Source organism: Pseudomonadota bacterium (assembly GCA_022361155.1).
Classification (GTDB): Bacteria; Myxococcota_A; Polyangia; order Polyangiales; family JAKSBK01; genus JAKSBK01.
This window is the reverse complement of sequence record JAKSBK010000185.1, coordinates 31,440-56,897: the sequence shown is the minus strand read 5'-3', so window position 1 is coordinate 56,897 and position 25,458 is coordinate 31,440. Positions and strand designations below refer to the sequence as shown.

Below are 25,458 nucleotides of genomic sequence, written 5' to 3'. Positions count from 1 at the left end.
GCTGCGCTTTGCGGCTTCGTGCCCCTAGTGTCTTTTAGGCCTGGTGCGATGGGAGGGGGTGACGCGAAGCTCGTTGCGGCACTAGGTGCCAGCGTCGGTATCCAGCACGGTCTGGAAATCCAGTGCGTGTCGGTGGCTCTGGCGGCCATGTACGGCCTGGCCCTGCTCGCCTTTCGCGGACAACTCCTCAGCGCCCTGGGCGGCATCGTGTTGCGTCCCGTGTTGCTGCTCGTGTGCCCGCAACGGCTACCGGCGCGACGCGCAGTTGCACCGCTCAGTCTGCGCCTTGGGGTTCCAATCTTGGTGGCCACCGTGCTCGTGCTCGCAGCACATGGATCGGTGCCCGACCACATCCTGTGAGGACCAGCGTGCCGTACGAACGTGCCCCAGCAGCTCCGCAGGCACGCGCGCAGCGCGGCATCGACACCGTTCCCAAGCAGGCACACCGGAAGCTGGGGACGTGCGCGCGCGGCTTGCGCCTGGCGATCCGCCGAAGCTCGGAGCCCATGAACGAGTCCGGATCGAACTCCCGGCAAGGAGCACAACGCTCCTGGTACCGCAACAGCGAAGGGAGCGTCTGCGTGGAATTCGCGATCGTCCTCATCCCCCTTTTGTTGTTCGTGATGGGCATCGCCCAGCTCTGCTTGCTCTACGCAGCAAAACTGGTGGTGCAGCACGCCGCGACCACCGCAGCGCGAGCAGCCATCGTGGTGCTGGACGACGAACCTAAGCGCTACGGCGGGACGCCCCGAGGGACACTCGAAGCTTCTGCAACAATCCGGTCCGAGCCTCGAGGAGGAAAACCGGGCGAAGCGAAATCGCTAACGAGCCTGCTCCGGGACGGCCTTGCAACCGGTAGGGGACGCCGGAGCGCCATCCAGCACGCCGCACACCTACCCTTGCTGTCGATTGCTCCGGATTACCGTCGGATTCTCACCGATCGTCATCGCAGCGTCCGAGCTGCCATCGGTGACCACGGCTCGACGCGACTGGTCGGCAGCATGCTCTATAACCGCGCCGCTGCTGCGGTCACCTTCCCGAATCGTCCTTCGGCTTCGGATTTTCACGGGCTTAGCTACGGTCCCAGCGACGAGGTCACCGTGCGGGTAACGCTTCTCTTTCCGTGCGTAGTGCCGCTGGCCTCCGCGTTTGTCTGCACCGAGGGACGCCGACTGCTTGCGGACTCAGCACGCGGCGCGTCGGGCCTGGCTTCGCCGAACACCGGCACCGGCGGCCGGCGCAACTCGGGCTCAGGCTCTTCAGCGTCAGGCTCGGCTCTAGCTTGGCAAAGCATGAAGGAGCTCAAGCGAGTCTTGTCGCCGGCGCTGCTGACCCCACTGCTCACCTCTGGCAGGCGTTTCGCGATCCTGCGCGCGGAGGCGACCCTTCCGAATCAGGGAGCGAGCTATGCGCGCTAGTGCTCGCGGCCGGATACCGGACGGGAATTGTCTGACCGATCAGCGCGGCGCGATCGCCTTTGCCGCAGTCTTTCTCGTGCCTCTCATGGTGGGGATGCTCTACCACGTGATCGGCATTGGGAACGTGATCTTTTTTCGAGAGCGCCTGCAAGACGCGGCCGATGCCGCAGCGTTTTCCTCTGCCGTGACCCACGCGCGAGGCATGAACCTGCTCGCGCTGGTCAATCTGGTCATGGCGGCGCTGATGGCGGTGCTGGTAGCTCTGAGACTGGCATCGGCATTGATCATTGCCGGCATCGCCATTTGCCTCGCGCTAGCTTGGCCCACCGCAGGCAGTTCGCTCGCGGCAGTGCCGAAGCTCCGCGTGGCCCAGCAGCAGACCGAGACCGCGTTTCAGCGCGTCAAGAAGATCGTCGACCCCATGCTCGAAGCGCTCAACCGAACGGCGACCTTCGTTCGCTACGCCACGCCCGTCACGGCGGAGCTGCGCGTCGTCAACGACGTAGTGGCACACTATGGAGACCAGGCAAGGCTCGGATTCGCGCTGCCTGCCAGCGCCGCCTTGCCGAGCGAGGATGGGGATTTCGCACAATTGTGCGGTAAAGCGGGCGAGCAGGTCGGTAACCTGGCCATGATGCCGCTCGACGGCGTCATGCCCGCGACCGTCAAGCGGCTGGTAGGTAAGGGCCTCAATCGGCTTGCGCACTCCATGTCCACCTGGTTCTGCGGCGAGTCCGGCGATCCGCCTCGCATCGAGCTGGCGCATCGATACCCGGCGAAACTGCCCAGGTTGCACAGCACCGAACGCTGCCTGAGCGCCCAGCTGGCGAGCCAGCAAGGGAGGGCGGCCAACACCGGGCGCTTGTGCGATCGCGCGCAAGCCGACATGAAGGCGGCCGCTGTCAATGAGCGTACTGGATTGTGTCAGGGCACCGGGGGCTGTGAGCGCAACGGCCCCTACAACGAACGCTTGGCGCTGGCGCGAACTCAATGCGACCCGACTCGCAACGAGGGGCTGTTTGACTTCGAGTGGCAAGAGCAAAGCATGGCAGTGGACTACGTGTGGGACCCTGCCAGCCGAAGATGGCGGGAGCGCGAGCGTAGCAAGCTCGGACTGCCCCGCCGGGTGACACGCAGCAACGGCGACGGTACGCCGCCGTGCGGCAAGGGAGGTAGCATCTCCGGGCATTGGCAGACCGCCCTGGAACGACCTGTTTGTTCGAACCGCCCTCGTCCGCCCGACCCCCCTGGTGGCTCAGCGATCACGGGCTGGGTCACGAAGCGACAGCGTTACACCGACGTGGTCCACGTCCTGGGTTGCTCGCGGTGGGAGAAGGGACCCAGCACCGTTCCTGCCCGAGGTAAACGCCACCAGCCCAGGCGGAGCTCGACACTACGCTGCGACGGCAAGAAAACCAAGAAAGCACCCCAACGGATGCTGCCGGGTATCGAGCTCGGCGGCGACAGGTTCCAGCAGCGGGCGGTCGTGATCGCCAGCAAGACCCCGGCTTGGGCTCGAAGCATCCTGCAGCTGGCAACCTGGAGGCAGGACAAGAAAGCATCGCCTCCTACCGCCGGCGTCTACTTCGCCCAGGCCGAATACTACTACGCTGGCGCGGAGCCTCGGGAAAGCTGGCTCTGGCATATGAAGTGGCGGGCACGCCTCAGGCGCTTTCGCCTGCCGGACCCCACAGCCGGTAGGCGCCAAGGCCGTCCTAACGGCCGAAGCAGTGCCACGCACGCGGGATCACGCTGCGCAGGCATGAGCCCAGCGAGCTCCCCGCTCGATGCTTGCCTGAGAAGCGGCAGCCATCCGGATCCGGCGGGCGTAGGAAACTCGACAAGCCTTGGCAACAACAACGCTGGACGACCGAGAATGTGTCATGGGGCGCTCGACACGCTCGCGGCACTGCAAGGGCTTGTCTTGCACTAGAACTGGACTCGAGGTCGCGCCTTGAACCGCCAGCTTTCGCGTGGATTTCGCTTCACCAAGAGTGCTGAACTCGAGACTAGCTCCTCACTACGGAACTTCATGACCAACACCCGTCGCACGATCGCAAGGAGGCGCACCAGAATAGACGATCCAGACCGGGCGTGTGAGCGGAGCGCGATCGGGAGCGCGCCTGGAGAAAAAGCCGCAGGAATGGCAGCGCTATTTCGAGGTTTTTTTCGAGGACGTAAGCCGTGAGCGCGCCCGCCGCGGTAGCGTCTATTCTGGCGCGCCTCCTAAGCGTTCAGGTCCCAGCAAGCCGGGTTTTCAGGCGTTTTTCTGGGCGAGTGCACCCGCAGGAGTCGCCCGAGGAGTACCAAGGCACTTCGCAGGGCAGCGACGAGGACGTAAACCGCCCAGAAAGGCGCCCGGGAAGCCGTCGCGGAAGCGAAGACCCCGGTGAACGGTTACGCACGATCTCATCCGAGCGGCCAGCCTGTCCGCCCATGGACAAGGACGCAACGGATCGCCGCTCTTGGGATGGACGGATGGAGGGCCGATGCGAATTGCGCACCGACACGCGGGGTGTCGCGTCCCTTGAGGCCGCGCTGATCCTCTGCATGTTGATGGTGATCTGGCTCGGAATCGCCCATTTCGCTCGCGCGCACGAGGCGCGGCAACTTGCGCTCACCACAGCTCGTAGCTGCGCTTGGAGCTATTCCAATAGGGGCTGCGTAGGACCGGCACCGCCGCAGTGTCAGGCCACAACCAAAGGAGCTCCCAAGGCCGCAGGCTGGAGCCGCACAGGCCCCGCGCTCGCTTCCAGCCAGTTGAACGAATCGCTGCTGCTGGGGGCCAGCGTCACGGTGGCGGGCGAGCACGATATCCCACAACCACGCCTCTTCGGCGGCGGCCTGCTCGAGATCAAGGGCCGCTATTACGTATCCTGCAACGAGCGGGAGCAAACGCTGGCTCAGATCGCGAAACGAGGCTTTGAATCCCTTTCGGCCGTTTTCTAGTCTCAAGGAGGCGCCCGTCGCGCCTTTTCGCAGGCGACTGACCGTCGCCGATTCGGAGCAGTGGTTTGGCAGCACCTCCCAAGACCCCCAGCGAACACGGAGCAAGCATGCTGAAACGGATGCACGAGCCCGCTCTCACGCAACCGCCAAGGCGTCGGGTCAAAATGGCGTTGCCATTACGATCCACCCCACCTAGACGCCGATCTGGCGAAGCTACTGTGACCCGATCATCACGCCCGCGGCAACGCAAACGGTTTGCGGGAACCCTGCGTGTGATCGTGATGTCGGGTGCAGTCACGGCGGCAACGGCAACGTGGCTCGTCAACGCGGCCTGGGTGCGAGCACAGGAGCTGTTGGCGGCTACGGGTGACCAGCTGATGCACTACGCCGGCGCAACCCAACAAGACGGCGAGCGCACCGTGCACCTCAACGGCTCGACGCTGAGGCTTCGCACCGGGACGACGACCACGCATATCAAAGAGCTTCTCGACGTGTTTCACGCACGCTGCCGCCAGCGCAACGGTCGTTTTGCGCAGCAGCTGCAGGAGCTGCAAGGGACCCGCGCTGCCCACGTCCCGGCCTCGGCCCGGAGCTGGCCCTTCGCGGACGGCGTACTGAGATTGGAAGCCGCGTCGGAGGGGTTCGTTGCGTGCCTCGACGCCGGCGGCGGACGGGTCACCGTTCCAGAGCTGCTGCGGCGCTTTGGAGCGCTGGCGGCAACAGGTGATCTGTCCCAACTCGGCCATCTGCGCTACGTGCGGGCGCGACGCGGGGGGGACTCCACGACGTTCGTAGCCCTTTGGACCGACGGTCCCATGAACCTGGCGTCGATGTTCCCAAACGAGGGTGACGCACCCGGACAGGACCTGCGGGGCCTGCCCCGCCCCGGGGGTTCCAGGCGACTGCTTTCCTTTTGGGAGCAGGACCAAGCTCCGTGGCTTGGGATGTATGCAAGCCCCTTGGGACGCCAACAGTTGCTCGAGAAGTACCTGGTGCAACTAGGCGAAGCCGGGTGGACGCCCTCGCAGCAGAAGCTGCTGCAGCCGACCGGAGGCTTCGTGGTCGGCCGTCACGGTGCTCTCGCTGCCGTGGCCGCTGCAGGCGGGCCGGATGCAACACTGGTCACCGTCTCGCTACTTCGGTGAAGAAGGAGCGATTCGCGGTAACCGTTCACCGGGGTGTTCGCCTCGACGACGACTTCCCAGGCGGCTTTTTTCCGGCTTTTGTCCTCGGCCTCGCCCTGCGCTGCAGCTGATTCCAACCGCAGCCGAGCAGTACACCTCGGGCGATTCCTGCGGGCGCGCTCGCCCGGAAAACCGCCTGAAAACCCGAATTCCAGGGGCCTGAACGATTACGATTCGCGCAACCTGCCACGCTGGCGATCGATAACGCAGACGTGGAAACGTCAAACGGCACGAACAAATCGGATCCGGGGGGGCAGCGACGCGCCTTTGTTGTGGCGGTGCTTGCCGCACTGCTGGGCATCGCGCTCATGACCGTCTACATGCGGAAGTTTGAACGCGAAACCTCGGGAGGACCCCGCGTGGATGTGCTGAGCGCGCTTCGCAACATCGCTCCCGGAACACCGGTCGACCACAGCGTGCTGGGGGTGCGTCAGATTCCCCAGGCATATCTGGAAGCGCGACACATACCCGCAGCAGATGTGGACGCTATTGTAGGCGTGCGCGTGGTGACCGCGCTTTCGAGCGGCGATTCCCTGCTCTGGACCGATATCGCCAAAGGGCAGTCCGGGACGCGCACGCTGGCCGCCCTAGTACAGCCGGGAATGCGGGCCGTCACCATTCGAGTAGCCAATGGCAGTGCACTCGGCAACATGCTGCGGCCGGGGGATCGCGTCGATGTGCTCTACAGCTCAACCAAACCGGCTGCGAATGCCACACACACCATCCTGCAGAGCATGCTGCTGCTCAGCGTGGGTGGCCGCATCGAGGGAGATACCGGCTGCAAGTCAGGTTGGGGCCTTGGAAGCGAGGTCACCCTGAGCGCGAGCCCGCAGCACGCTCAGCTCCTGACGCACGCGCAGCAGCACGGAGTCCTGACGCTGGTGCTGCGCAACCACGACGACGTAGTTCACCTGAAGCAACTGCCTGCGAGCGGCGTGAAACAACTCCAGCGGGTTCATGCCCCACCAAGCCTGTACCGCCAGCTGCAGCGGGCCTTGGCTCGCCCGCTCGACGGCGCGCAAACACCCAACCGGGAGATCGAGCATGTTCAATAGGGAGCGTTTCAGATCACTTGCGTTCGGCTGCGTGTTGGCCGCTTCGAGCACCGCATCGGTTCTGGCGCAAGCACCCGCAGAGCGGCGGGAGCTTGACTTGAAGGTTGGCGAGCAACGCGTGCTGCCTAGCGAAGGCGTTCGAAGCTACTCCGAAGGCATAGAGGGCATCGTCGATGTCCGGCTCACGCGTGACGCGTCCCAGTTCGTCTTGGTCGGGATGCAGCCCGGGCGGACCACATTGTTGTTCATCATGAACAACGGCAGTGAAAAGCACTACCACATCACCGTCGGATCACCCCAAGAAAGCCCGCTGCTGTCAGAGGGAGATTCCGAGTCGCTCCTCAAACGCGACAACGTTCGCCTCGATTTCTACTTCGTCCAGCTCAACCGAAGTGACCACTCGAAGCTGGGCGTCGCCTGGCCCGGGAGCATTGGAGGTGCTGGCTTGAACGCGTCGTTCGACTTCAAGACGGGCGCACTGCAAAGCGCCAACGCTTCGCTCATGGGCCAGGTGCTTCCGCGTCTCGATCTGGCCGAAGCGAGCGGTTGGGCAAAAGTCATGAAGCATGCGGCCGTGGTTACCGCGAATCGCTCGGAAGGCACCTATTCGGGTGGAGGCGAGATCAACCTTCCGATCCAGGGTGCGCTTACCGCCGACGTGGAGCAGATCAGGTTCGGGAGCACCATCAAGGTGGTGCCACGCTACGATCGCGACCTGGGACGCATCGAGCTCCAGATCGAAGCGGACATCTCGGAGCTCAGCAGCGACGAGGGGACCGGAATCCCGGGCCGGCTGACCTCGAACTTGAGCACCGTCGTCAACATGGAGCTAGGTCAAGCTCTTGTGTTGGCCGGCCTTCGTGCACACCACGAGAGCAAGTCGCGAGACGGCCTGCCATTCCTTAGCCGCATTCCCATCCTTGGCGCGCTCTTTGGCTCGCGTGCATCTCGAACTCAGCAGGTCGAGAATCTGATTGTGGTCATTCCGACCGTAGTGGAGGCGGTGCCACCTCGAGCCCGCAGGTTGGTCCACGAGGCCCTCGAGAGCTTCCGCAGGTTCGCGGGCGACCTCGAGCAGCCGCAGCTCCCTACCGACCATAAACGCAGCCGCATACGAGGGACTGGAAAATGAGCGTGCCACACGTCCTCATCCGGATAAAGCAGATCGAGTCGGACAAGCAGGAGCGCGACCTACGCCTGCAAGGCTCGGACTTCATCTACTTCGGTCGCGATCCGAAATGCGGCGTAGTGCTCGACTGCCCGTCGGTTTCCCGCCGACACGCCTCGATCGAGATCGTAGGCGAGCAGCTCCGTGTAAGCGACAGCTCTGCCAACGGCACGCGAATTGGGACAGACGGGGCAGACGAGCTGCACCACGAGAGTCGCCTTGTGGGACCCGAGGTGACGTTGACGATTGGCCCCTACGAAGTCACCGTCGCTCGTGGTGATGAACCGAAGCCTGCCTGCGGCTCCCGATCCGCCACCCCGGGACTCGACGCGCCCGAACGACGGAAGCTGCGTCGCCTGCTGCTCGAGCGCGTCGATCCGCGAAGCTTCGAGCTGCGAGGTCCGAGCGGTGATGAGCTGCGATCCGAGGTGCGTGCCGCGCTCTCCGAATTGGTGGCGGCGCACTGCGCCCACGTCCCCACGGCGGGGCACGCGCGTCTGGTGGACGAGCTGTGCAACGAGGTTCTAGGGCTCGGGCCGCTCGAGCCGCTACTCGATGATCCGGGGGTCTCGGAGATCATGGTGACCGATCCCAGGACGATCTTCGTGGAGCGCGATGGACGTGTCGAGCGAACCGACTTGACCTTCACGGACGACGAAGCCGTGCGCGCGGTCATCGAGCGCATCGTGACCCCGCTCGGGAGACGAATCGACGAATCCTCGCCCATTCAGGACGCGCGGCTGTCAGATGGATCGAGAGTCAACGCGGTCATTCCGCCACTCGCAATAAGAGGGCCCTGCATCACGATCCGCAAGTTCGCAAAGGAAGCGATCACCTTCGAGAGACTGCTCGAGTTGGGTGCGCTCGACTCACGTATGCTCAAGTTTCTCAGGCGAGTGGTGCGAGCCCGCAAGAATCTGGTGATCTCGGGAGGGACAGGGAGCGGCAAGACAACGCTCCTCAACCTCCTGTCGGGGCTGATTCCGAAGCAGGAACGGATCGTCACGGTCGAAGACGCAGCAGAGTTGAGCCTGGCACAACCGCACGTGGTCTCTTTGGAGTCGAGGCCGGCCAACATGGAAGGCAAGGGCGCGTGCACGATTCGCGATCTCGTGCGCAACGCGCTTCGAATGCGGCCTGACCGCATCATCGTGGGGGAATGCCGGGGAGGTGAAGCGCTCGACATGCTTCAGGCGATGAATACGGGGCATGAGGGATCGATGACGACCGTACACGCGAACAGCCCACACGAGGCCGTCGCACGACTCGAGACACTGTGCCTCATGTCGGGAGTCGATCTGCCGGCGCGCGCCATTCGCCTGCAGCTGGCGGCGAGTCTCCACGTTATCGTGCAACAAGCACGCTTCGCCGATGGCTCGCGGCGCATCACCAGCATCAGCGAGGTGGTCGCTTCAGAGCATGAGGGACTGGAAGTCAGAGAGCTGCTTGGTTTTCGCCGCAGCGCCGCGCAGGACGACCAGCGCGTGCGCGGCGAGTTCTCCGCGAGCGGCTACCTGCCGACCTTCGCCAGCGAGCTATTCAACCAGGGGTTGGTTAGCGACGGGGAGCTGCTGTGACCTTGACGAATGCGCTCGCGGTGCTGGGACCCGCGATAGGCGGCGCTGGAGCGGCGGTCGCGTTGGTCCTGGCGCTGCTGTCGCCCCGTTTCGCTCCCGGCAGATGGTTGCGGGCTCGCGCGCACGCGCTCGACAACGAGCTTCGATTCCTACGCACGCGGGTAAAGGCACTCCAAGTCCTGGCCTTGGCTGGCTGCGGTTGTCTGTTCGTGTTTGGGCTCACCAGCCAAATCGATCTTCCGGCCCTGCTTCCTCTTGCAGCTGTTCCCTTTTGGCTGCCTGGCGTGGTGGTACGTGCGCTGCGCCGGAGGCGGGCCGAGCGCATTGAGGCCCAACTCGACGGCTGGCTGCTATGCCTGGCCAACGCGCTGCGAGCCAACCCGTCTTTGGCCGCGGCCCTCAGTGGCAGCGCAGGCGTCACCCGTGATCCGATGAGGGCCGAAATCGTCGAGCTGATCAAGGCGTACCGTCTCGGCACGCCTCTTGGCGAGGCGCTGCGCGAGCTCGCTGGGCGGGTCCCCAGCGCCACGCTCTCGATGACGCTGGCGGCGCTGCGCGTTGCAAGCAACAGTGGGGGAGAGCTGCCCAGGACCCTCGAAACGATGGCGGCGAGCCTGCGCGAGGCAGCGCGGCTCGAGGGAGTGCTCAAGAGCAAGACTGCCGAGGCTCGCGTGCAGGCGGTGGTGGTCGCTGTGTTGCCGTTCTTGGTGATGGCATTGCTGTACGTCCTTGCACCCCAACTGATTACGCCCCTGCTCGAAGACACCATGGGTCACCTCGTAATCGGGCTGGCACTCATTCTGTGGCTGGCTGCTGTACTCACAGCACGCAAGGTGCTCGCGACAGCGCTCTAGCACGACCATGAGCCTGACCATGGAGCGAGAACAGATGTACCGCCACGGAGCCGAGCTCCTGTTTTGTGCAGCCATTGCGATCGTGGTCTACCTGATGGTTCGCGCCGGACCGGTGGCGCGACCCCAGCGAGGTATCCGGGGAGCCCGCCGCGCCCAAGCGCTGGGTAAGGTCGGTTGGTTCTGGATCTACGAGCTACCGATACGATTCGGCGCCCGCTGGATCGCATTGCTTCCCATTGGATCGCTACGCGCAAGGGTCCAGTGCAAGCTGGAACGCGCTGGGGACTACCTAGGTTTGGACCCAGACGAGTACATCAGCTTCGTCCTGCTCGTGGGCTGCGGCTTGGCTCTTCCGACTTGGCTCCTGCTGGGCAGCATGGCCGCCGGCGTGGCGCTCACCGCGGGTCTCGTGCTGGTATCGGCCCATCTGTCTGATCTGGCGCGACGCAGAACGACCGGCATCGCTGGGGCCTTGCCCCAGGCGATCGATCTTCTCGTCATGTGCATGAGCGGTGGACTCGATTTCTCTGGAGCCCTGCGGTTGCTTGCACACGAGGCTTTGGAGCCCCGGACGCCGATCGGCGCGGAATTCGCTCGCATCGTCAAGGAAATCGAGCTGGGTCGCACGCGTCAGGAGGCTTTGCTCGTCTTCGAGCAACGAACGCCTTGCGTTGCCGTGCAGGAGTTTGTAGGCGCCGTGGTCCAGGCGCTGAACAAGGGTACGTCCCTCACGCAGGTCCTGCGCATTCAAGCACGCGTGCTGCGCATTAGGCGTTCGATCGCGGCGGAGGAAGCCGCGGCTCGTGCCGGTGCGCTCATGATGCTGCCGTTGATGCTGCTCATGGCCTCGACCATGGTCATTCTGTTCGGCGCGCTGCTCATCGATGCCTCGAACGCGGGGTTCTAATGGGCCGGGAGCTCCGAGACATGACAGGCGCAGACGCTCGTTTAGACGGTTCGGTCGATGAAGCTAGGGAGGCGCCGAAGCGCCCACTAAGGCAGGTGAACGATGCGTGGTAGGATGCAGGGTGCAGTAGCTTGTGTTGCGGTGTTGGGGTCGGTGGCCGCTGCGGCCGGCTTCTGGGGCTGGTCGCTCGACCAACGGAGCCCAGCACCAAACGGTCCGCCGCCACAGGCCCCGGAAAGTCCCTTCGCCGCCGTTAGCGACTGCGGCCATGACGGGACTCGGGCGGTAAGGCGAGCCTTGGGCGCCGAAGCGCAGGGGTCGAGCCTTGCCGAGCGCTACGCCTTCGATCCGGGAGATGGAGTCGATGCGGTGCGTCTGCTGTCCCTTGCGGAGCGCTGCTACGACGCTGCGGGGCGATCCGATGACGTTGCCAGGATGCGCAGATCACTGGCGCAGCTCGAAGCGATGGTTCTCGCGGACTACAAGCGCACGCTGTTGCGACTCCGCTACTTCCTGCGGCGAGGCCAGCACGCCCAGGCAAAGGCAGAGGCGCAGTCGCTGCGTCGGATGCTCCTGCATCGTTCTGGCATCTTTCGTGGCTGGTTGGATCGCATCGTCTCCAAATCGGCCAAACCTGCGCAACCCGCAACCTGAGCGGCCGAAAACACCTGGGACTCATCCAAGAACAACCTTCCCGTTTCGCCGGCTCCGACCACCGCTGGCTGTGTTGCTTCTCCTCGAAATACCACCACTATTCCTCCTCGTCGCGCCTTGCCAGCGGCGCCCGGCCCTCGCCGATCCGGAAAAGTTGTTCTTGGATGGGTCCTTGACGGAGACCGTGATGACACACTCACCGATTCCCCAGCTGCTATCGGCCGCCATTGCGAGCACGCTCCTTGGCTGCGTCGGGACGACGGTCCACAAACCACCGCAACCTGCAAAAACAGCAGCTCCCGCTTCGTTCGACGACGTCCGCAGCGACGCTCTGTACCGCCGGGGCATGCTCCTGGCTGGAACGGGTGATCTTGTCAGGGCCGAGCAATACCTGTCAGCCGCGATCGAACGAGGCTACCCTGCAGACAAGGCGCTTGCCGCGTTGCTCAGCGTATGCGTTCGCGCCGGACGGCTGCGCAGAGCGCTCATCCACGCCGAAGCGAGGATGCTCAACCAGCCGGACGCCCGGCACTTGCGTCTGCTGATCGCACACATCGCGCTCGCGTTGGGGCAGCGCCATCGAGCTCACCACGAGCTTGTGCGTTTGACGAGCGCGGGCACCGGTAGCGCTCAGGCCCATTACCTGTTGGGTACGGTTTTCTGCGATCGCCTGCCAAGTCTCGAAGCAGCCCATGCTCACCTGCGGGCCTACTTGAGGCTCGCCCCTCGAGGCAAGTACGTAGCCGACGCGCGCGCAAGGCTCGGCTCGCCCGACTTGCTCTGCGAGCGAAACGAAGGAACAGGGCATGCGTCCACGGAGAGTCCGATATGATCCCGACCGAAGTCTATACGAAGACCCTGATGTCGTTTCTGACGCCCATCCGGCTCCTGCTCGAAGCGCCGGACATCAGTGAGGTCATGATCAACGGCCCCGACGAGATCTTCGTGGAGCGCCAGGGCAAGCTCGAGCGCAGCGAGGCCAGATTCCCCTCTGAACAGGCTCTGGTAGCGGCGCTACGCTGCCTCGCCCAGTACGTCGGCCGGCCGCTGGACGCCGAGCATCCCATACTGGAGGCGCGCACGCCCGACGGCTCACGCGTGCAAGCCGTGCTCGCACCCGCCGCACCGAGCGGCCCGCTTGTTAGCATCCGCCGCTTCTCACCGGACATCGCGACTCCAGAGCAGCTCGTGGCAAGGGGCTCCCTGACCAACGAGGCGCTCGAGCTGCTCAGGGCCTGCGTGACGCGCCGCAAGAACCTGCTGGTGGCCGGTGGCGCGGGGTCCGGTAAGACCTCGCTGCTTGCCGCGATCTCGTCCTTGATCGCAAGCGACGAACGCGTCGTAGTGATCGAGGACGCTCACGAGCTGCGCTTGAACGGCGAGCACGTAGTGCATCTCGAGGCCCAGCCGGGAGACCAGCGCAGCCGCGGTGCCGTAAGCCTGCGAACCCTCTTTCGTGCGACGCTGCGGCTACGGCCCGATCGTATCGTCATCGGAGAAGTGCGTGGTGCCGAGGCCCTCGATTTGGTGCAGGCGATGACGTCGGGACACGCCGGCTGCCTGTCTACCATCCACGCCTCGCACCCGGAAGACGCGCTGGGGCGCTTGGAGACCCTGGCGTTGATGGGATGCACGGAGCTGCCCCTGTTCGCCCTGCGAGCACAGATCGTGTCGGCAGTTGACGCGATCGTGCAGACTCGGCGGCTCTCCGATGGAAGGCGCATCATCAGCCACATCAGCGAAGTCTGTGACCTGTGTCCACAGCGAGGGTATCGGGTGCGTCCGTTGTTCGTTCACGAGCTCGCAGGCGACGAGGGTCCCATGACCTTCGCCAAGCCCCGGGTAGCGCAAGCCCCGCATGGCGCAGCCTGCGCAGATTCGTCAGGCGTTCATCCGCCGAACTCAACCGATTCGTCGAACGCGAGGAGACTCGAGCCATGACTGCCCCTGATCAGCTTCCGACCCGGCTGCTGCGTGCCTCACCTCAACGGGGGGACTCGGGTCATGCGTCCCCAGACCGCGTCGATCAGGGACTCCGCGCGCGTCCTTCGGGCCGGAAACGCGTGCTTGGATCGTCTGTGGCGAAAACCCGCGTGCAGTCGAGACACCGCGGGAACAGTCACCACGACGCTGCCAGCTGCCAGGCACCTGTGCGAGCGAGGCTGGCCAGTGACATCTCCCGGCACTGCAGCACCGACGCAGCCCTCGGAGTCGTACCCCTGCCGAACGGCCGCAGCGCTCAGAAAGAGCATCGGAATCGCTCGGCCGAAGGCGTGAGGGTTGGCGATGCGTGCGGACCCAGATTCCGATTGCGAAGCGCCCCACCTGGCTCCACCCGCTGCGCCCTGGCAGCCACCGTGCCGGCGATCTCAGGACAGCAGCTCGAGCTCGGTGGGACGCAGGCATCCTCGCCCACTACCGCTCACTCGGATCGGACACAGCGCTCGGAGCAACGAACCGCGACTCCTCGTGCGGCCCCTCCGCCTGCCAGTATCGGCGAGCCCCAACCGCGGCGGTCGCACGCGCCTAGGCGTCGTGGGTTGCTGACCGCGTCGCTTTGTGTTGCGATGATGGCGTGCTCACTATGGCTGGGCACCGCGGGGACGCGGGCGGTGCTTGCGTGGCGCCAGCCGCAACCCGCCGCTCCGCTCCTGGCTGCCGGCCCCGCCGAAGACGAGCGTCCAGAAGCCAGGGCGACCCCGACGAGCCCTGTTAGTGTCAAGGCGACGACGGTCGACCCGGAAGATCACGCAGCGTCTAGCGAGACGGACGGCGTCGCACGAGCCGTCGCCACGGCCGGGCCTGCCGGCAACGCCAGCAGCGCCGCTCGCACGCGCGAGATCGCTGAACTGCAAGGCCGTGCCGCCAAGCTGCTGTTTGCGGCTGACTACGCGGCAGCGCTTGATGCCTATCGCGCGCTGTCCCGTCTTGCTCCGGAACAGCAGGTCTACGACACGATCATCCGAGCACTGCAGCGCAGGGAGTTGCAGCAATGACCGTCCTCCGCCAATCCCAGACCAGACGCAGGGTCAAAGCAGCATTGCTGACCCGACACCCAACCGCCCAGCCAGCGGATCGGACCTATGAGGGTTTGGCGTTCCTCATGACCCTGCTACAGTTGGCCTGCGCCCCAGCCGAGCCAGAGCGTTTCTCGGTGGAAATCTCCGCTACGAACGACGAGCTCACACCCGTGGCCGGCGTAGAGGTAGTCTTGGGCGACGCGAGCATTCTAGCTACCGACGCCACCGGGCGGACAACCGCGGAGGTGGTTGGCGGGGAGGGTGACCAAGTCGCGGTTCATGCGGTCTGTCCGGAGGGCCACGGTTCCGCTCAAGTTGAGGACTCGTTCCGCCTCCGACGCATGAGCAGCCTGAATGATGCGCGCAAGCGGGTGCCCCTTGCGATTCCGATCCGCTGCCCGCGCAACCGCTTGGATGTGGCCCTCGTTGTAAGCTCGGGCGTCGCGGCGATTCCGGTACGCGTCGACGGCCAAACCCGCGGGCTGACCGATGAGAGGGGTTTCGCTCATGTGGGGCTCAGCGTCCCCAGCGGAGCGAGAGTCCAGGTTGAGCTCGACACGCGCGGCCGGCCCCAACTGCGTCCCATCAACCCGGAGCGCACATTCCTCGTAACGACGCAATCGACGCTGCTCGTTCACTCGCAACAACTGACAAAGAAGCGCCTCAAGCGTGCAAGGCGCAAGCCAGCGCGCAAGCCGCCATCGCACCAAACGCGGGCGCCCAAACTACGCCGACCGTATCGCATCGGTTCCGGCGACACTACGACCGAGGCCGCTTCCAGCGGTCCCGTTCGCCTGCTGCAAGCCAATCCGTTCTGAACGGCGGCTGGCCGGCGCGTCGTCTGAGCGCATTGACCGCTCGCAGGAGCGGAGGCCAGGCGATCAGCCGGCGCTGCGCCCGCCGCTTGCCCGGGAAGTCCAACAAGAGCGTCGCGATGAGAATGGTGACGAGTCCTTGCCCCGGCAGCACCAACATCGCGATCCCGGCCGCCAGCAGCAACAGTCCCAACAGATTCTTGGTGATAGCCCACAGAACAGCTCCTGGACCGCGACCAGAGCGCCGCCCATGGCGAACAAAGTAGTCGGCCGGCATGCGCGCGAGTATCCATGGAACAGCCAGTGCGCTAAGCGCGAGCAACACCACGGACGCGAATGCCAGGGCCGACCAGACCCGGGTGTCGGTAAGCAAGCTGCCAGCAGTTCTTGCCCAGGTGGTGTCCTGCATCCGCAATCCCGCGCGCGACTCGCCGAGCCTTGGGGCCCGTCCAAGAATAACTGGTCGAGACCGGCCGCGCAGGCTGGATGCGATTCGCCGGCGCGCCCGGAGGAAAGACCGCAGCAATAGCAGCGCTATTGCGAGGATTTTTGCGAGGACGAAAGCCGCGAGCGCACCGCCCTGCACGGCCGCAGCCGATCGAGTTCTTCTTGGACGGGCCCTTGGCACCGCTCGCGCCATCGATCGCCGCGCGCACGGCGTTGCGACTCAAGGTGTAGGCTTGACAGTCCGCTATCGCCAGCTCATAGCCTGTGCTCCGATTGCCTGTCCACCTGCCAAAGCCACGCTGCCCCGCCAGGCAGGACCGCCGGAGGCCTGCGTTTCGATGCTGCATGGCACTAGTGCGGCCGCCGTTCAGGTTCGCTCTGTGCGCGCTGCTCGGCCTCGGTTGCGACCGTCAGCGCGAAGCAGCGCCGCGCGCGGCCAATCTCGTACTGATCGTCGTTGACACGCTGCGAAGAGACCACGTGTCTGCCTACCATCAGGGGGCAGATCCCGCTCCAGTCGCCACGCCACACATCGATGCGTTGGCTCAGCGCGGGGTGCTGTTCGAAAACGCTTACACGCACGCACCCATTACCGGTCCTAGCCACGCCAGCATGTTCACGTCGCTTTTGCCGCGCGACCACGGTGTGCACAACAACGGACAACGCTTGGCCGAACGCTTTGGCACGCTGGCTGAACGACTGCGACGGAGCAAGCGCCACACGGCGGCCTTCGTCAGCTTGCAGGCCCTTGCTGGCAAGTTCGGCTATGCGCAGGGCTTTGACCACTACCGGGACGATTTCGAGCACTTCTGGTGGAAGTCCGCTGGCGAGCTCAATGAGGCGCTGTTGCCCTGGATCTCCGAGCACGCCAGGTCACCGCTTTTTCTATGGGTTCACTACTCGGATCCACACGAGCCGTATGCACCGCCCGCCTGGTATCAGCGCATCGATTTGAAACTGCAAGGCTCGGCACTGCCCGGGTTCAGCGCCGACGGCCGGCCCGTGCGTCCGAAGCTGGCTCTCGCCAGCGGGAGGAACAAGCTCGAGTTCGTACACCGTGGCGACCGCGCTGTCCGGATCCGCTTCTGGCATCCTCCCCCGCAGACGAGCTTCAGCTTCGGAGGAGCGTGGACCGCTTCCAGTAACCAAGCCAAGCTGCTCCGGCCGGGCGCTCGCGCAACCCTGGTAGTGACGAACCACTCGACCAAACCCAGGGACGTGACCGTCAAGTTTCGTCCCGAGATCGTGCTCAACGCTCCAGACAAACGACGTGGCTATGCGGAAGAGGTCGGGTATGTAGATGCCGAGATTGGTCGCTTGTTCAAGGCACTAAAGAGGAACGACCTGTGGGCGAACACCCTGATCGTGCTCACCGCAGATCATGGGGAAGAGCTCGGCGAGCGGCGTGGCCGATTCGGCCACGTGCACAACCTACGGGAGATCTTGGTTCGGGTACCCTTGATCATGGCGTTCCCAGGTCGCTTGCCGGAGGGAGTGCGGGTTGAGGATCCCGTCGGTCACATCGCACTCGTGCCAACCGTGCTCGATCAGCTGGGCCTGCCGCAGCCGGACAAGGTACGCGGTCGCAAACTCTTCCCAACAGGCGAAATCGGCATGCGACCTGTTGTAGCCCAGACCTTCCGTCCCCAAGCACACTCCACGCGGCATGCGGTGCGGCTCGGTCGCTACAAGTACGTGCGAAACAAGACGAAAAACGGAGAGGCCTTGTTCGACCTGGCTCTGGATCCCGACGCGGTAACCAATCTGCTGAAGCTCGAGGGATCACGGCCGGGCGGCTGGCCGCGAATTCCACTCCGGCGCGCTCGGGCCGTCCTCGAAGGCATCCTGGCTTCGGACGCGCGATTCCCCGAGGCGGCTAGCGAGCGCGCCGAAATGTCCGAAGAAGACATCGAAGCACTCAGGGCGCTCGGCTACACGTTGTAGCCAAGCTCAGGCAAAGCTATGGCCAAGCTCAAGCAAAGCTACAGCCAAGCTAGGGCTGTTTCTGCGCCAAGGCGCCGTCGTTGACCGAACCCCGGGATGCATCCCGCAACCGCAGCGCCTCCCTGTGCCAGCGTTCTGCTCCATCAGCGTCCCCGGCCTCCGCCGCAAGTGCGGCAGCGTCGCTGAAACACCGCTCAGCTAGAGCAACGTCGTGCTCCGACAACGCGACTTCCGCCCGCAAGCCGGACACGCGCGCAGCAAGGTGGGACCCACCCACACCCCGAGCCAGCTTTTGCGCGCGCTCCAAGACGAGCCGTGCCGCCGATCGCTGCTCGTGCCGGCACAGGAACTGCGCGTGCTCGAGCAGCGCACGACCGCGCTGCGCCGGAGCAGCTTCCGCCTCGTGAAGCAACCGACAGGCAACCTGGAACCCGCTGTCCGCTCCGTCCAAATCGTCGCTTGCGATGCGCAGCTTCGTGAGCTCCAACTGAGCCTCGGCTTGACCGATCTTATCGCCGTTGGCGGTAGCGATTTCCAGCGCTTGGCCCAAACGGCGACCGGCCTCGCGCTGCCGTCCCCGTTGCACGCCGATCCGCCCAAGCACACGCAGCATACGTGCCCGTTGCGAGCTATTCGGGGCCACCAATTCCAGTGTCTCGCGCAGCACACCGTCGGCTCTCACCAAGTCGCCTGTCTGTTCGAGCGCGATGGCGAGCTTCCGGCCGAAGGTCGCGATGGCTGCCTCGAAGGAAGCATCTCCCAGTCCGAGCATCTCCCGCCGCGCCAAGCCAAGGCCACGCTGAAATGACAGTATCGCGCTCTGTGGGTCACCTCGCCTGAGGGCCTCATCACCCACGCGCTCGGACAGCATCAAGGCGGTCATCAGCTCGTCGGCGTGAAAAGCGTGATCAGCACGCACCTCCAGCGGCGCACCGGTATCTACTGCGACCTGCAGCGCCCTTCCGTGCAACTCCCTGCGCGCTTGGGCAGGGATGGACGCGGCGACAAGGTCTCGGATAAAGGGGTGGGCAATCGATACCTCGTCATCCTTGTCGTCCATGCACACGAACCGGAGCGTCTTGAGCGTGCCAAGCGCCGACAGATCGTGCCTGTCCACGATCTGAGCCAAGGCGCTGCGCTGACAGCGCACCCCCAGCACCGCGGCCGCCTGCAGCACTCTACGAGAAGCGATGTCCAAGCGCTCGACGCGTTGCGCAACGACGTCAGCAAGCCGTGGAGGCACCGCGTCGCTGCTCTGGGTGCCTGTGGCGCTCAGCTCGCGCAACTGTTCGATGTACAATGGAGGCAGACGCGGCTGCGCCGCAAGTGCCTGCTCTACCGCCTGCTCTACCATGGAAGCGGAACCCGCACTCTGAGTAATCGACCAGAGCCGCAGCGCCTCGTCCGGCAAGAGGCCGTCGAGCGTGATCCGGAGGCTGCCCTCGGGAGCGTGCCCGCTGGGTGTGGGACCGGCTGTCACGACGAGCACGAACTTGTCGTCGATGAATCGGCCAAGCTGCAGCAGCACCTCGCCGGTCAGCCCGTCGCAGCGATGCAGATCGTCCAGGAGCAGAACGAAACGGTCGACCTTGGTGCGTTCGCCGGCGATGCGGAGACCCTCTGCAAGCGCCGCTGCCACCGCGCCGGCACGCGACATACGTTCGCTACCGACAAGTCCGGACGGGCAGCGTAGCTCGCACAGCCCCGCTCGGGCCAACGGCGGAAGACTGTGCTCCGACGGCAACGACTCCATGCTGTCGTCATCTCCGTCGACCAGCACCAGCAACAGATTCTTGACGGGTTCGTAGGGGACCAACGTCGCGCTCTGGTGAGGACCCGCCCCCACCACGAAGCACCCCTCGTCCGCCGCCCGGGCAGCGATTTCGGCAAGCATGCGTGTTTTGCCTACACCCGGCTCACCCTCCAATCGCAAATGGCTTACCCCTCGCGGCGGAGTCGCAAGCAGCTCCCGCACCTGTCTCATCTCGTTGTCTCGTCCCAGCAACGGCCCCGACGTGCCGCGCCAGCGGGGGACATAAGACATGCGTGGCCGCACGGAGGTGGGGCCCTGCGGCAACGATCCACCGCCCGCCTCGAGCTGATGCGGTGCGACCGGGGCCCCACACTCGCCGCAGAAGCGATGCCTGCGGGGCGTACGCGCGCCACAGGTTGGGCAGCGCACCTCCGAGCCTGTCAGAGGCTGCATCAAGGCAGACGCGCTGCGCAACGCGGCCGACATCTGCTCGGCACCCTGAAACCTGTCGTCGGCTTCCTTCTGGAGCGCGGTGAAAACGACATCGATGAGCGGCTTCGGGATATCCCGATGCGGACATAGCCTCCGCGGATCGGGCACGGGCTCGGTGATGTGCTTCAGCACCACCATCGTGGGCGTGTCGGCCTCAAACGGCAAGCGGCCGGTAAGCATCTCGAAGAGCAGTACACCTACCGCGTAGATATCGCCTCGCCCATCCACGCTCTGCCCGCGACCTTGCTCGGGCGCCATGTAATCCGGAGTACCACATACGAGGTTTGGCGCGGTGATCGACGAAGAACCTGGGCTGAGCACCTTGGCCAAACCGAAATCAACTACCTTGACCAAGTCCGTGCCCGAGCGCAGGCGCTCGACGATTATGTTTTCCGGCTTCAGGTCGCGGTGAATCACGCCGAGCTCATGCGCCTCTCCCAAAGCAGCGAGCACTCCGCACAGAATGTTGCAGATGCGGGTGAAGGGCAGCGGCCCTTCTTCAACCATCAGGCGCGACAGATCCTTGCCGCGCAGGTACTCCATCACCAGGTATAAGACACCGTCATCGGTGCGCCCGAAATCAATGATGCTTACGCTGTTCGGGTGATTCAGGCTGCTGGACGCCCTGGCTTCCCGATAAAAGCGGGCGACCGAGGACTCGTCAGCCAACAGCCGCGGGTGAATGACCTTGATGGCGACGGTCCTACCCAGCGTACTCTGCTCGGCACGGTAGACACGACCCATACCCCCGACCCCGATGAGCTCAAACACTCGGTAGGCGCCGCTGAAAGTACGGCCCACAAAGGAGTCGGCCGGCACGCCGGCGGCCACGACGGCACTGCCGCAAGCCGCACAGAAGCGGTCATCGTCCCGTAACGCAGTACTGCATTGATGGCACAAGTTCATTGATGGCACAAGTTCATTGATGGCAGTTCTTCGCGTTCTACAATGCACTTTAGCCTCGCGAGCCCTCGGGCTCAACGGCACCGCACGTGGACATGCTAGGAAGCTTCTCGAATGCGTGAATCCGGCTGGAGCACTCGTGCGTACATGCGCGCCAGCGCAACACTGGGTGCGTACGCATGGACCGCCGTTGTGGTGTGGCCGCGTCTTTCCCTGGCGCCACCGAGCGCCGACACGCTTGCCGTCGGCCTGCTGGCGCCGGTCATGCTCGTGGCGGGATTGCGTGCGATTCGCAACCGTCTGAGGCTGGCGCGCTGGCTGCTTTTTGCGGGTTTCCCGACCGCCTTGGCACTGGCCGTTGCCAAGGAGTCCGAAGCGACTAACCGGATCGTCTATTCGCCGGTGCTGCTGCTGATCGCTGCGCTTGCCCTGCTGGCGTTTGGAGCCTGCGCGCTCGGGGCCTGCTCGGGGGCGGCGCAGTTGCGCAGCGTGAACCTCTCGCTGCTAAGGAGCGACGCCTATCTCGCACCAAAACGAACGAATCGACTGCGCATCGTTGCCGTCGGATGGGTCTTGGCCTCGGCACTCGTGCTGGCCACGTGGCCCCCCAGCGCGGGTGGTGTGGTTGCGCTACGCGAGGCGTGGGGTGAGGCGTCGAACGAAGGCGCTCTGCTCACGGCGGTGGGTGCTGCTGCGCTGGCCGTCGTGTGCCTGATCGTGTTTGTTCCTAAGCTGCTGCGCGAGGAACCCGTGGCAGCAGACGGCACCTCGGTACGCACACTATGGTCGCTGCTGCTCGCCGGCGTCGGTTTCGCTACCTACCTGCTGCTGCAGGAAAAGGTGTGAGACGTAGGCGCTACTGATATCCGACAATCAGGGCGCGCGAGAGCAGACTCCATCCATCGACAAGCACAAACAGCAGCAGCTTGAAGGGCAGCGATACCGAGGTGGGCGACAGCATGTGCATGCCGAGCGCCAACAGGATGGCGCCGATGACCATATCGATCACCACAAAGGGGATGAACAGCAGGAAGCCTATCTCGAACGCTTCCGCCAGTTCGGTGATCAGGAAGGCCGGAACCACAACCAGGAAATCCTCCCTCGTGACCTGCAGGCCGGCTGCATCGGTTTCGCCCTTTCGCTTGGCGAGCTCCTCAAAGAGCGCCAGCTCATCGCCACCCGCATTGCGCTTCAGGAATGCCCTCAGAGGCTCCCTTCCGGACTTGAGGGCGTCCCAAACCGCCTGGCGGCTCGCGCCCTGGAGGGGCTCGCCTTGCCAATCGATGCGATCGGCCGCCGGAGCAACCGCGCGTGCCATCTGCGCTCCGACAGGCACCATGACGTAGAGGCTCAGGATTGCGGCCAGCACGGCCACCACGAGCGAAGATGGAACTTGACCCGTACCAAGGGCGTTACGCAACAGCGAAAGCACGAAGGAGAGCTTCACGAAACTCGTCGTAGCCAGGAACAGAAGCGGCAGCGCCGCGAAGATCACGAACGGCCCCCATGAGGTCAAGCTGGTGCTCATGGCCGGTGCGTCGGTTCACCGAGCCCCGACCTGTCCGTTTTGGCCTGCCGAAGCAGGCTCGGCGGTCGTTCAGCGTCGTCAAGGGGGCCGTTGCCCTGTCCCGATTCGAGCTCGCGCGCAGGCAGCTGGGCCAGCAGGCTGGGGGCTCCGTTGGCCCCGATCCCAATCAGGAGCAGCCGGCGTCCCGCCTCCACCAAGTACACGGCTTGCTTGGGCCCAAGAGGGAGCCGTTCGCGCAACTTGAGGTAGTGGCCCTCGCCCTGCCGCCCAAGACCGTATCGTGCGGCAAGTCTGAGTACGAACAACGCCAAGGCGCAAACGCCCAACAGGGCGAGCAGAGCCTTGACCGCCTCGCCCAGGTAGCCCCAGGGTGCGGTTAGCGACGAGGCATCCAGGTGCGCCCGCGACAGCAGGAGCAGCGACGCGTCGTTCGTGACGTCCACCAACATGCATCCACCGTTCGCGGCTCATCCGCGATTCATGCCTCGTGCCTTCCTCGGGCCTGTTGCTGCCCTTGCGGCGCGAGATCCAGCGAGCGTTCGAGCAGCTCGGCCACATCCAATTGTGCGACGTCCTCGCGGTCGTGTGCCTTTAGCCCATCGGTCAGCATGGTCATGCAAAAGGGACACGCGCTGGCGATGGTGCTGGCGCCTGTGTCGAGCAGCTGAAGGGTGCGCTTCACGTTGACCCTGCTCTCGCCTTGCTCCTCCATGAACATCTGAGCTCCACCCGCGCCGCAGCACAGCCCGCGCTTGCGATTCCAGTGCTTGACTTCCTTGACCCGAACCCCGGGTATCGACTCCAGGATCGCGCGCGGAGACTCGTAGATATCGTTGTACCGACCTAGGTAACAGCTGTCATGGTAGGCCACCTCCGCGGTCACCGTCTGGGCAGGTACAAGCTTGCGTTGGGCGAGCAGCCCCAACAGATAGTCCGTATGATGAACTACTTCATACTGGCCACCGAAATCGCTGTACTCATTGAGCAGTGCATTGAAACAATGTGGGCAGGTAGTGATGATGGTCTTGCGCATGGCGCCGTAGTTGTTCAGCGTTTCTACGTTGGCTGCCGCCAGCATCTGAAAGAGGTACTCGTTGCCCGCTCGTCTTGCCGGGTCCCCGGTACACCGCTCTTCAGTGCCGAGGATTGCGAAGTCTACGCCCGCCGCCTTCAGCAGCTTCGCCGTAGCGCGGGCGATGCGTTTGGCCCGATCGTCGTAGCTTGCCGCGCACCCCACCCAATACAACACGGGTGCATCGCGCTTATCCGATACCAGGGGCACGTCCAACCCCTCACACCAGGCCGCGCGATCCATGGAGGACAGGTTCCAGGGGTTGCCGTTGGTCTCGATGCCGTTGAAGGGTTTGGTGAGCTCGGTGGGAAACTCGTTGTCGATCATGACCCGGTCGCGCCGCAGGCGAACGAACTTGTCCACATAGCTGATCATGACCGGACACTCCTGCTCACAGGCTCGGCAGGTCGTGCATGCCCAGACCACCTCGGGCCTGAGCACGTGGGGCAGCAGCGCCACGGGGCTGCTCGGTACGAAATAGCTAGCCTCGGGCGCGCCCCGACCCAATTCCGGCGCCGCCTCCGATCGCTCTACGCGGCTCTCGGTTCCCGGAACGAGCTCGGCCTCGCAGGCGTATAGGTGATCGCGCAAGGCGAGCGTCACGTGTTTCGGCGAAAGCGATTTGCCGCTCAAGTACGCAGGACAGTTGTCGCTGCAACGACCGCACTCCGTACAGGTGTACAAATCAAGAATATCTTTCCAGCTCAGATCGCGGATAGTGACGATACCCAGGGACTCCTCGCGCTCGACTCTGCCTTCCAAGTCCTCGGTCTTCGGCAGCTTTCCCGGCGGTTCGAGGCTGCGGGTGAACACGTTCGGTATCGCGGTGATCACATGGAAGTGCTTCGAGTACGGCAGCAGGTTGAGAAAGATGAGAACAAAAGCAGAATGCCACCAGAAGCCGAAGCCACGCAGCACCTGCAGCATGTCGGCGTCCGGCTCCAAGGAGGCAAGGCCCAGAGCCAGCAGAGAGCCGGCCGGCTCGATGGGGTTCCAACTCGCTTGCCCTCCAGCTGCCTTCGCCAGCAGGACGAGATTCGCAGCGTCGTACAGCAGATCGGCCAGCATCATCGAGATGATGATGCCCAGGATGATCAGTCCTTCCAGGCCGAGAGCCAGACGCTTCGGGCGCGTCACGAGCCGCAAGTACACGAACACCAGCGAGCCTGCAATGACCAGAACGGCAAAGAGATCTTTGATCACGTTGTAGGTCGACCCAAGCGGGTGCTCGAGCGCAAGCAGGCCCCACACGGTGAAGGCTTCGTCGTAGCCTCGACCCCACAGCACCAGGGTCCGCACAAGCAGGATGCAAAAACCCGCGAAGATCATGATGTGCGCTACGCCCGCCGCCCGATAGTAGGGCATTCGACGCTGGCCGAGCGCGTAGACCAAGGTGTCGGTCAAGCGTCTCAGCCAAGCACCGTGTGCCAAGCCGAATGTCGGTTCCTGTCTGCCCGCCGCGAGCAGCCGCCAGCGCCGTGCGGCCGACCAGCTGAACGCCGCCCACAAAAGGACGAGCATCAGAGTCATGGCGACTGGATTCACGGCTCGAACGTGTCCTTGGTATCGGGCGGTATCGGGCTGAGAGCCCGGGAGAGGACTGGATTCCTCGTGGTTTCGGCCGCACTGCCGAGGGCTTGGTGAGTGCGTGCGGGAGATGATAGTGATGGGCTCGCCGCCATTCAAGCGCGGCACGCCTTGAGCGCCTGGCAAGACGC

At 64.5% G+C, this 25,458-nt stretch carries 22 protein-coding genes; 17 read left to right on the top strand and 5 right to left on the bottom strand.

Going from position 1 to position 25,458, the window contains the following annotated elements; all coding sequences use genetic code 11:
- The 15 genes from MJD61_06790 to MJD61_06720 form a co-directional block, all read left to right on the top strand.
- Positions 1 to 360 (top strand): prepilin peptidase (locus MJD61_06790; protein ID MCG8554982.1); only part of this gene is annotated, 360 nt, incomplete at its 5' end.
- A gap of 8 nt (positions 361 to 368) precedes the next feature.
- On the top strand, positions 369 to 1,418 hold the full coding sequence (locus MJD61_06785) for a pilus assembly protein (protein MCG8554981.1): 1,050 nt from the start codon (positions 369 to 371) through the stop codon (positions 1,416 to 1,418).
- Positions 1,408 to 3,351, top strand: a complete 1,944-nt coding sequence (locus MJD61_06780) for a pilus assembly protein TadG-related protein (protein MCG8554980.1) — start codon at positions 1,408 to 1,410, stop codon at positions 3,349 to 3,351. Before MJD61_06785 ends, MJD61_06780 begins: the two co-directional genes overlap by 11 nt.
- Before the next feature lie 545 nt (positions 3,352 to 3,896).
- Positions 3,897 to 4,367, top strand: coding sequence for a pilus assembly protein (locus tag MJD61_06775; GenBank protein ID MCG8554979.1), 471 nt, complete (start codon positions 3,897 to 3,899; stop codon positions 4,365 to 4,367).
- A 218-nt stretch (positions 4,368 to 4,585) separates the two neighbouring features.
- Complete coding sequence (locus MJD61_06770) at positions 4,586 to 5,512, top strand: hypothetical protein (protein ID MCG8554978.1); 927 nt, start codon at positions 4,586 to 4,588, stop codon at positions 5,510 to 5,512.
- Positions 5,513 to 5,763: 251 nt separating this feature from the next.
- On the top strand, positions 5,764 to 6,606 hold the full coding sequence (gene cpaB, locus MJD61_06765) for a Flp pilus assembly protein CpaB (GenBank protein MCG8554977.1): 843 nt from the start codon (positions 5,764 to 5,766) through the stop codon (positions 6,604 to 6,606).
- On the top strand, positions 6,596 to 7,738 hold the full coding sequence (locus tag MJD61_06760; protein MCG8554976.1) for a pilus assembly protein N-terminal domain-containing protein: 1,143 nt from the start codon (positions 6,596 to 6,598) through the stop codon (positions 7,736 to 7,738). Before cpaB ends, MJD61_06760 begins: the two co-directional genes overlap by 11 nt.
- Positions 7,735 to 9,351: a Flp pilus assembly complex ATPase component TadA gene (tadA, locus tag MJD61_06755; GenBank protein ID MCG8554975.1), complete on the top strand. Its 1,617-nt coding sequence runs from the start codon at positions 7,735 to 7,737 to the stop codon at positions 9,349 to 9,351. Before MJD61_06760 ends, tadA (MJD61_06755) begins: the two co-directional genes overlap by 4 nt.
- Positions 9,348 to 10,205 carry a type II secretion system F family protein gene (locus MJD61_06750; protein MCG8554974.1) on the top strand — a complete coding sequence of 286 codons (858 nt, stop codon included), beginning with the start codon at positions 9,348 to 9,350 and terminating at the stop codon, positions 10,203 to 10,205. The genes tadA (MJD61_06755) and MJD61_06750 overlap by 4 nt, the downstream gene beginning before the upstream one ends.
- A 19-nt stretch (positions 10,206 to 10,224) precedes the next feature.
- The gene (locus tag MJD61_06745) at positions 10,225 to 11,112 is read left to right on the top strand and encodes a type II secretion system F family protein (protein MCG8554973.1); all 888 of its coding nucleotides are present in this window, start codon (positions 10,225 to 10,227) and stop codon (positions 11,110 to 11,112) included.
- A gap of 102 nt (positions 11,113 to 11,214) precedes the next feature.
- A complete protein-coding gene (locus MJD61_06740) occupies positions 11,215 to 11,766 on the top strand; it encodes a hypothetical protein (GenBank protein ID MCG8554972.1) in 552 nt (183 codons plus the stop codon).
- Positions 11,767 to 11,953: 187 nt separating this feature from the next.
- Positions 11,954 to 12,598: a hypothetical protein gene (locus MJD61_06735; protein MCG8554971.1), complete on the top strand. Its 645-nt coding sequence runs from the start codon at positions 11,954 to 11,956 to the stop codon at positions 12,596 to 12,598.
- Positions 12,595 to 13,707: a Flp pilus assembly complex ATPase component TadA gene (gene tadA, locus MJD61_06730; GenBank protein ID MCG8554970.1), complete on the top strand. Its 1,113-nt coding sequence runs from the start codon at positions 12,595 to 12,597 to the stop codon at positions 13,705 to 13,707. The genes MJD61_06735 and tadA (MJD61_06730) overlap by 4 nt, the downstream gene beginning before the upstream one ends.
- 626 nt (positions 13,708 to 14,333) lie before the next feature.
- Positions 14,334 to 14,762: a hypothetical protein gene (locus MJD61_06725; protein ID MCG8554969.1), complete on the top strand. Its 429-nt coding sequence runs from the start codon at positions 14,334 to 14,336 to the stop codon at positions 14,760 to 14,762.
- Positions 14,759 to 15,604 carry a hypothetical protein gene (locus MJD61_06720; protein MCG8554968.1) on the top strand — a complete coding sequence of 282 codons (846 nt, stop codon included), beginning with the start codon at positions 14,759 to 14,761 and terminating at the stop codon, positions 15,602 to 15,604. Before MJD61_06725 ends, MJD61_06720 begins: the two co-directional genes overlap by 4 nt.
- Here the strand turns inward: MJD61_06720 and MJD61_06715 are convergent.
- Positions 15,546 to 16,010 carry a hypothetical protein gene (locus MJD61_06715; protein ID MCG8554967.1) on the bottom strand — a complete coding sequence of 155 codons (465 nt, stop codon included), beginning with the start codon at positions 16,008 to 16,010 and terminating at the stop codon, positions 15,546 to 15,548. The two genes, MJD61_06720 and MJD61_06715, sit on opposite strands and share 59 nt — an antisense overlap.
- Positions 16,011 to 16,393: 383 nt before the next feature.
- Here MJD61_06715 and MJD61_06710 point away from each other — a divergent pair, with 383 nt between their 5' ends.
- Positions 16,394 to 17,992 (top strand): sulfatase, encoded by a 1,599-nt coding sequence (locus MJD61_06710; GenBank protein MCG8554966.1) that lies wholly within the window; start codon positions 16,394 to 16,396, stop codon positions 17,990 to 17,992.
- 49 nt (positions 17,993 to 18,041) lie between these two features.
- Here the strand turns inward: MJD61_06710 and MJD61_06705 are convergent, their stop codons facing one another.
- On the bottom strand, positions 18,042 to 21,143 hold the full coding sequence (locus MJD61_06705; GenBank protein MCG8554965.1) for a protein kinase: 3,102 nt from the start codon (positions 21,141 to 21,143) through the stop codon (positions 18,042 to 18,044).
- Positions 21,144 to 21,287: 144 nt separating this feature from the next.
- Between MJD61_06705 and MJD61_06700 the strand changes: the two genes are divergently transcribed.
- The gene (locus tag MJD61_06700; GenBank protein ID MCG8554964.1) at positions 21,288 to 21,986 is read left to right on the top strand and encodes a hypothetical protein; all 699 of its coding nucleotides are present in this window, start codon (positions 21,288 to 21,290) and stop codon (positions 21,984 to 21,986) included.
- 10 nt (positions 21,987 to 21,996) lie between these two features.
- On the opposite strand, the gene MJD61_06695 is transcribed toward MJD61_06700, so the two are convergent.
- Genes MJD61_06695 through MJD61_06685 form a run of 3 tightly spaced genes read right to left on the bottom strand, consistent with a single transcriptional unit; the run spans position 21,997 to position 25,285 of the window.
- Complete coding sequence (locus tag MJD61_06695) at positions 21,997 to 22,668, bottom strand: EscR/YscR/HrcR family type III secretion system export apparatus protein (GenBank protein MCG8554963.1); 672 nt, start codon at positions 22,666 to 22,668, stop codon at positions 21,997 to 21,999.
- Positions 22,665 to 23,117 (bottom strand): flagellar biosynthetic protein FliO, encoded by a 453-nt coding sequence (locus tag MJD61_06690; GenBank protein ID MCG8554962.1) that lies wholly within the window; start codon positions 23,115 to 23,117, stop codon positions 22,665 to 22,667. Before MJD61_06690 ends, MJD61_06695 begins: the two co-directional genes overlap by 4 nt.
- Before the next feature lie 29 nt (positions 23,118 to 23,146).
- The gene (locus tag MJD61_06685; protein ID MCG8554961.1) at positions 23,147 to 25,285 is read right to left on the bottom strand and encodes a (Fe-S)-binding protein; all 2,139 of its coding nucleotides are present in this window, start codon (positions 25,283 to 25,285) and stop codon (positions 23,147 to 23,149) included.
- Positions 25,286 to 25,458 lie beyond the last annotated feature (173 nt).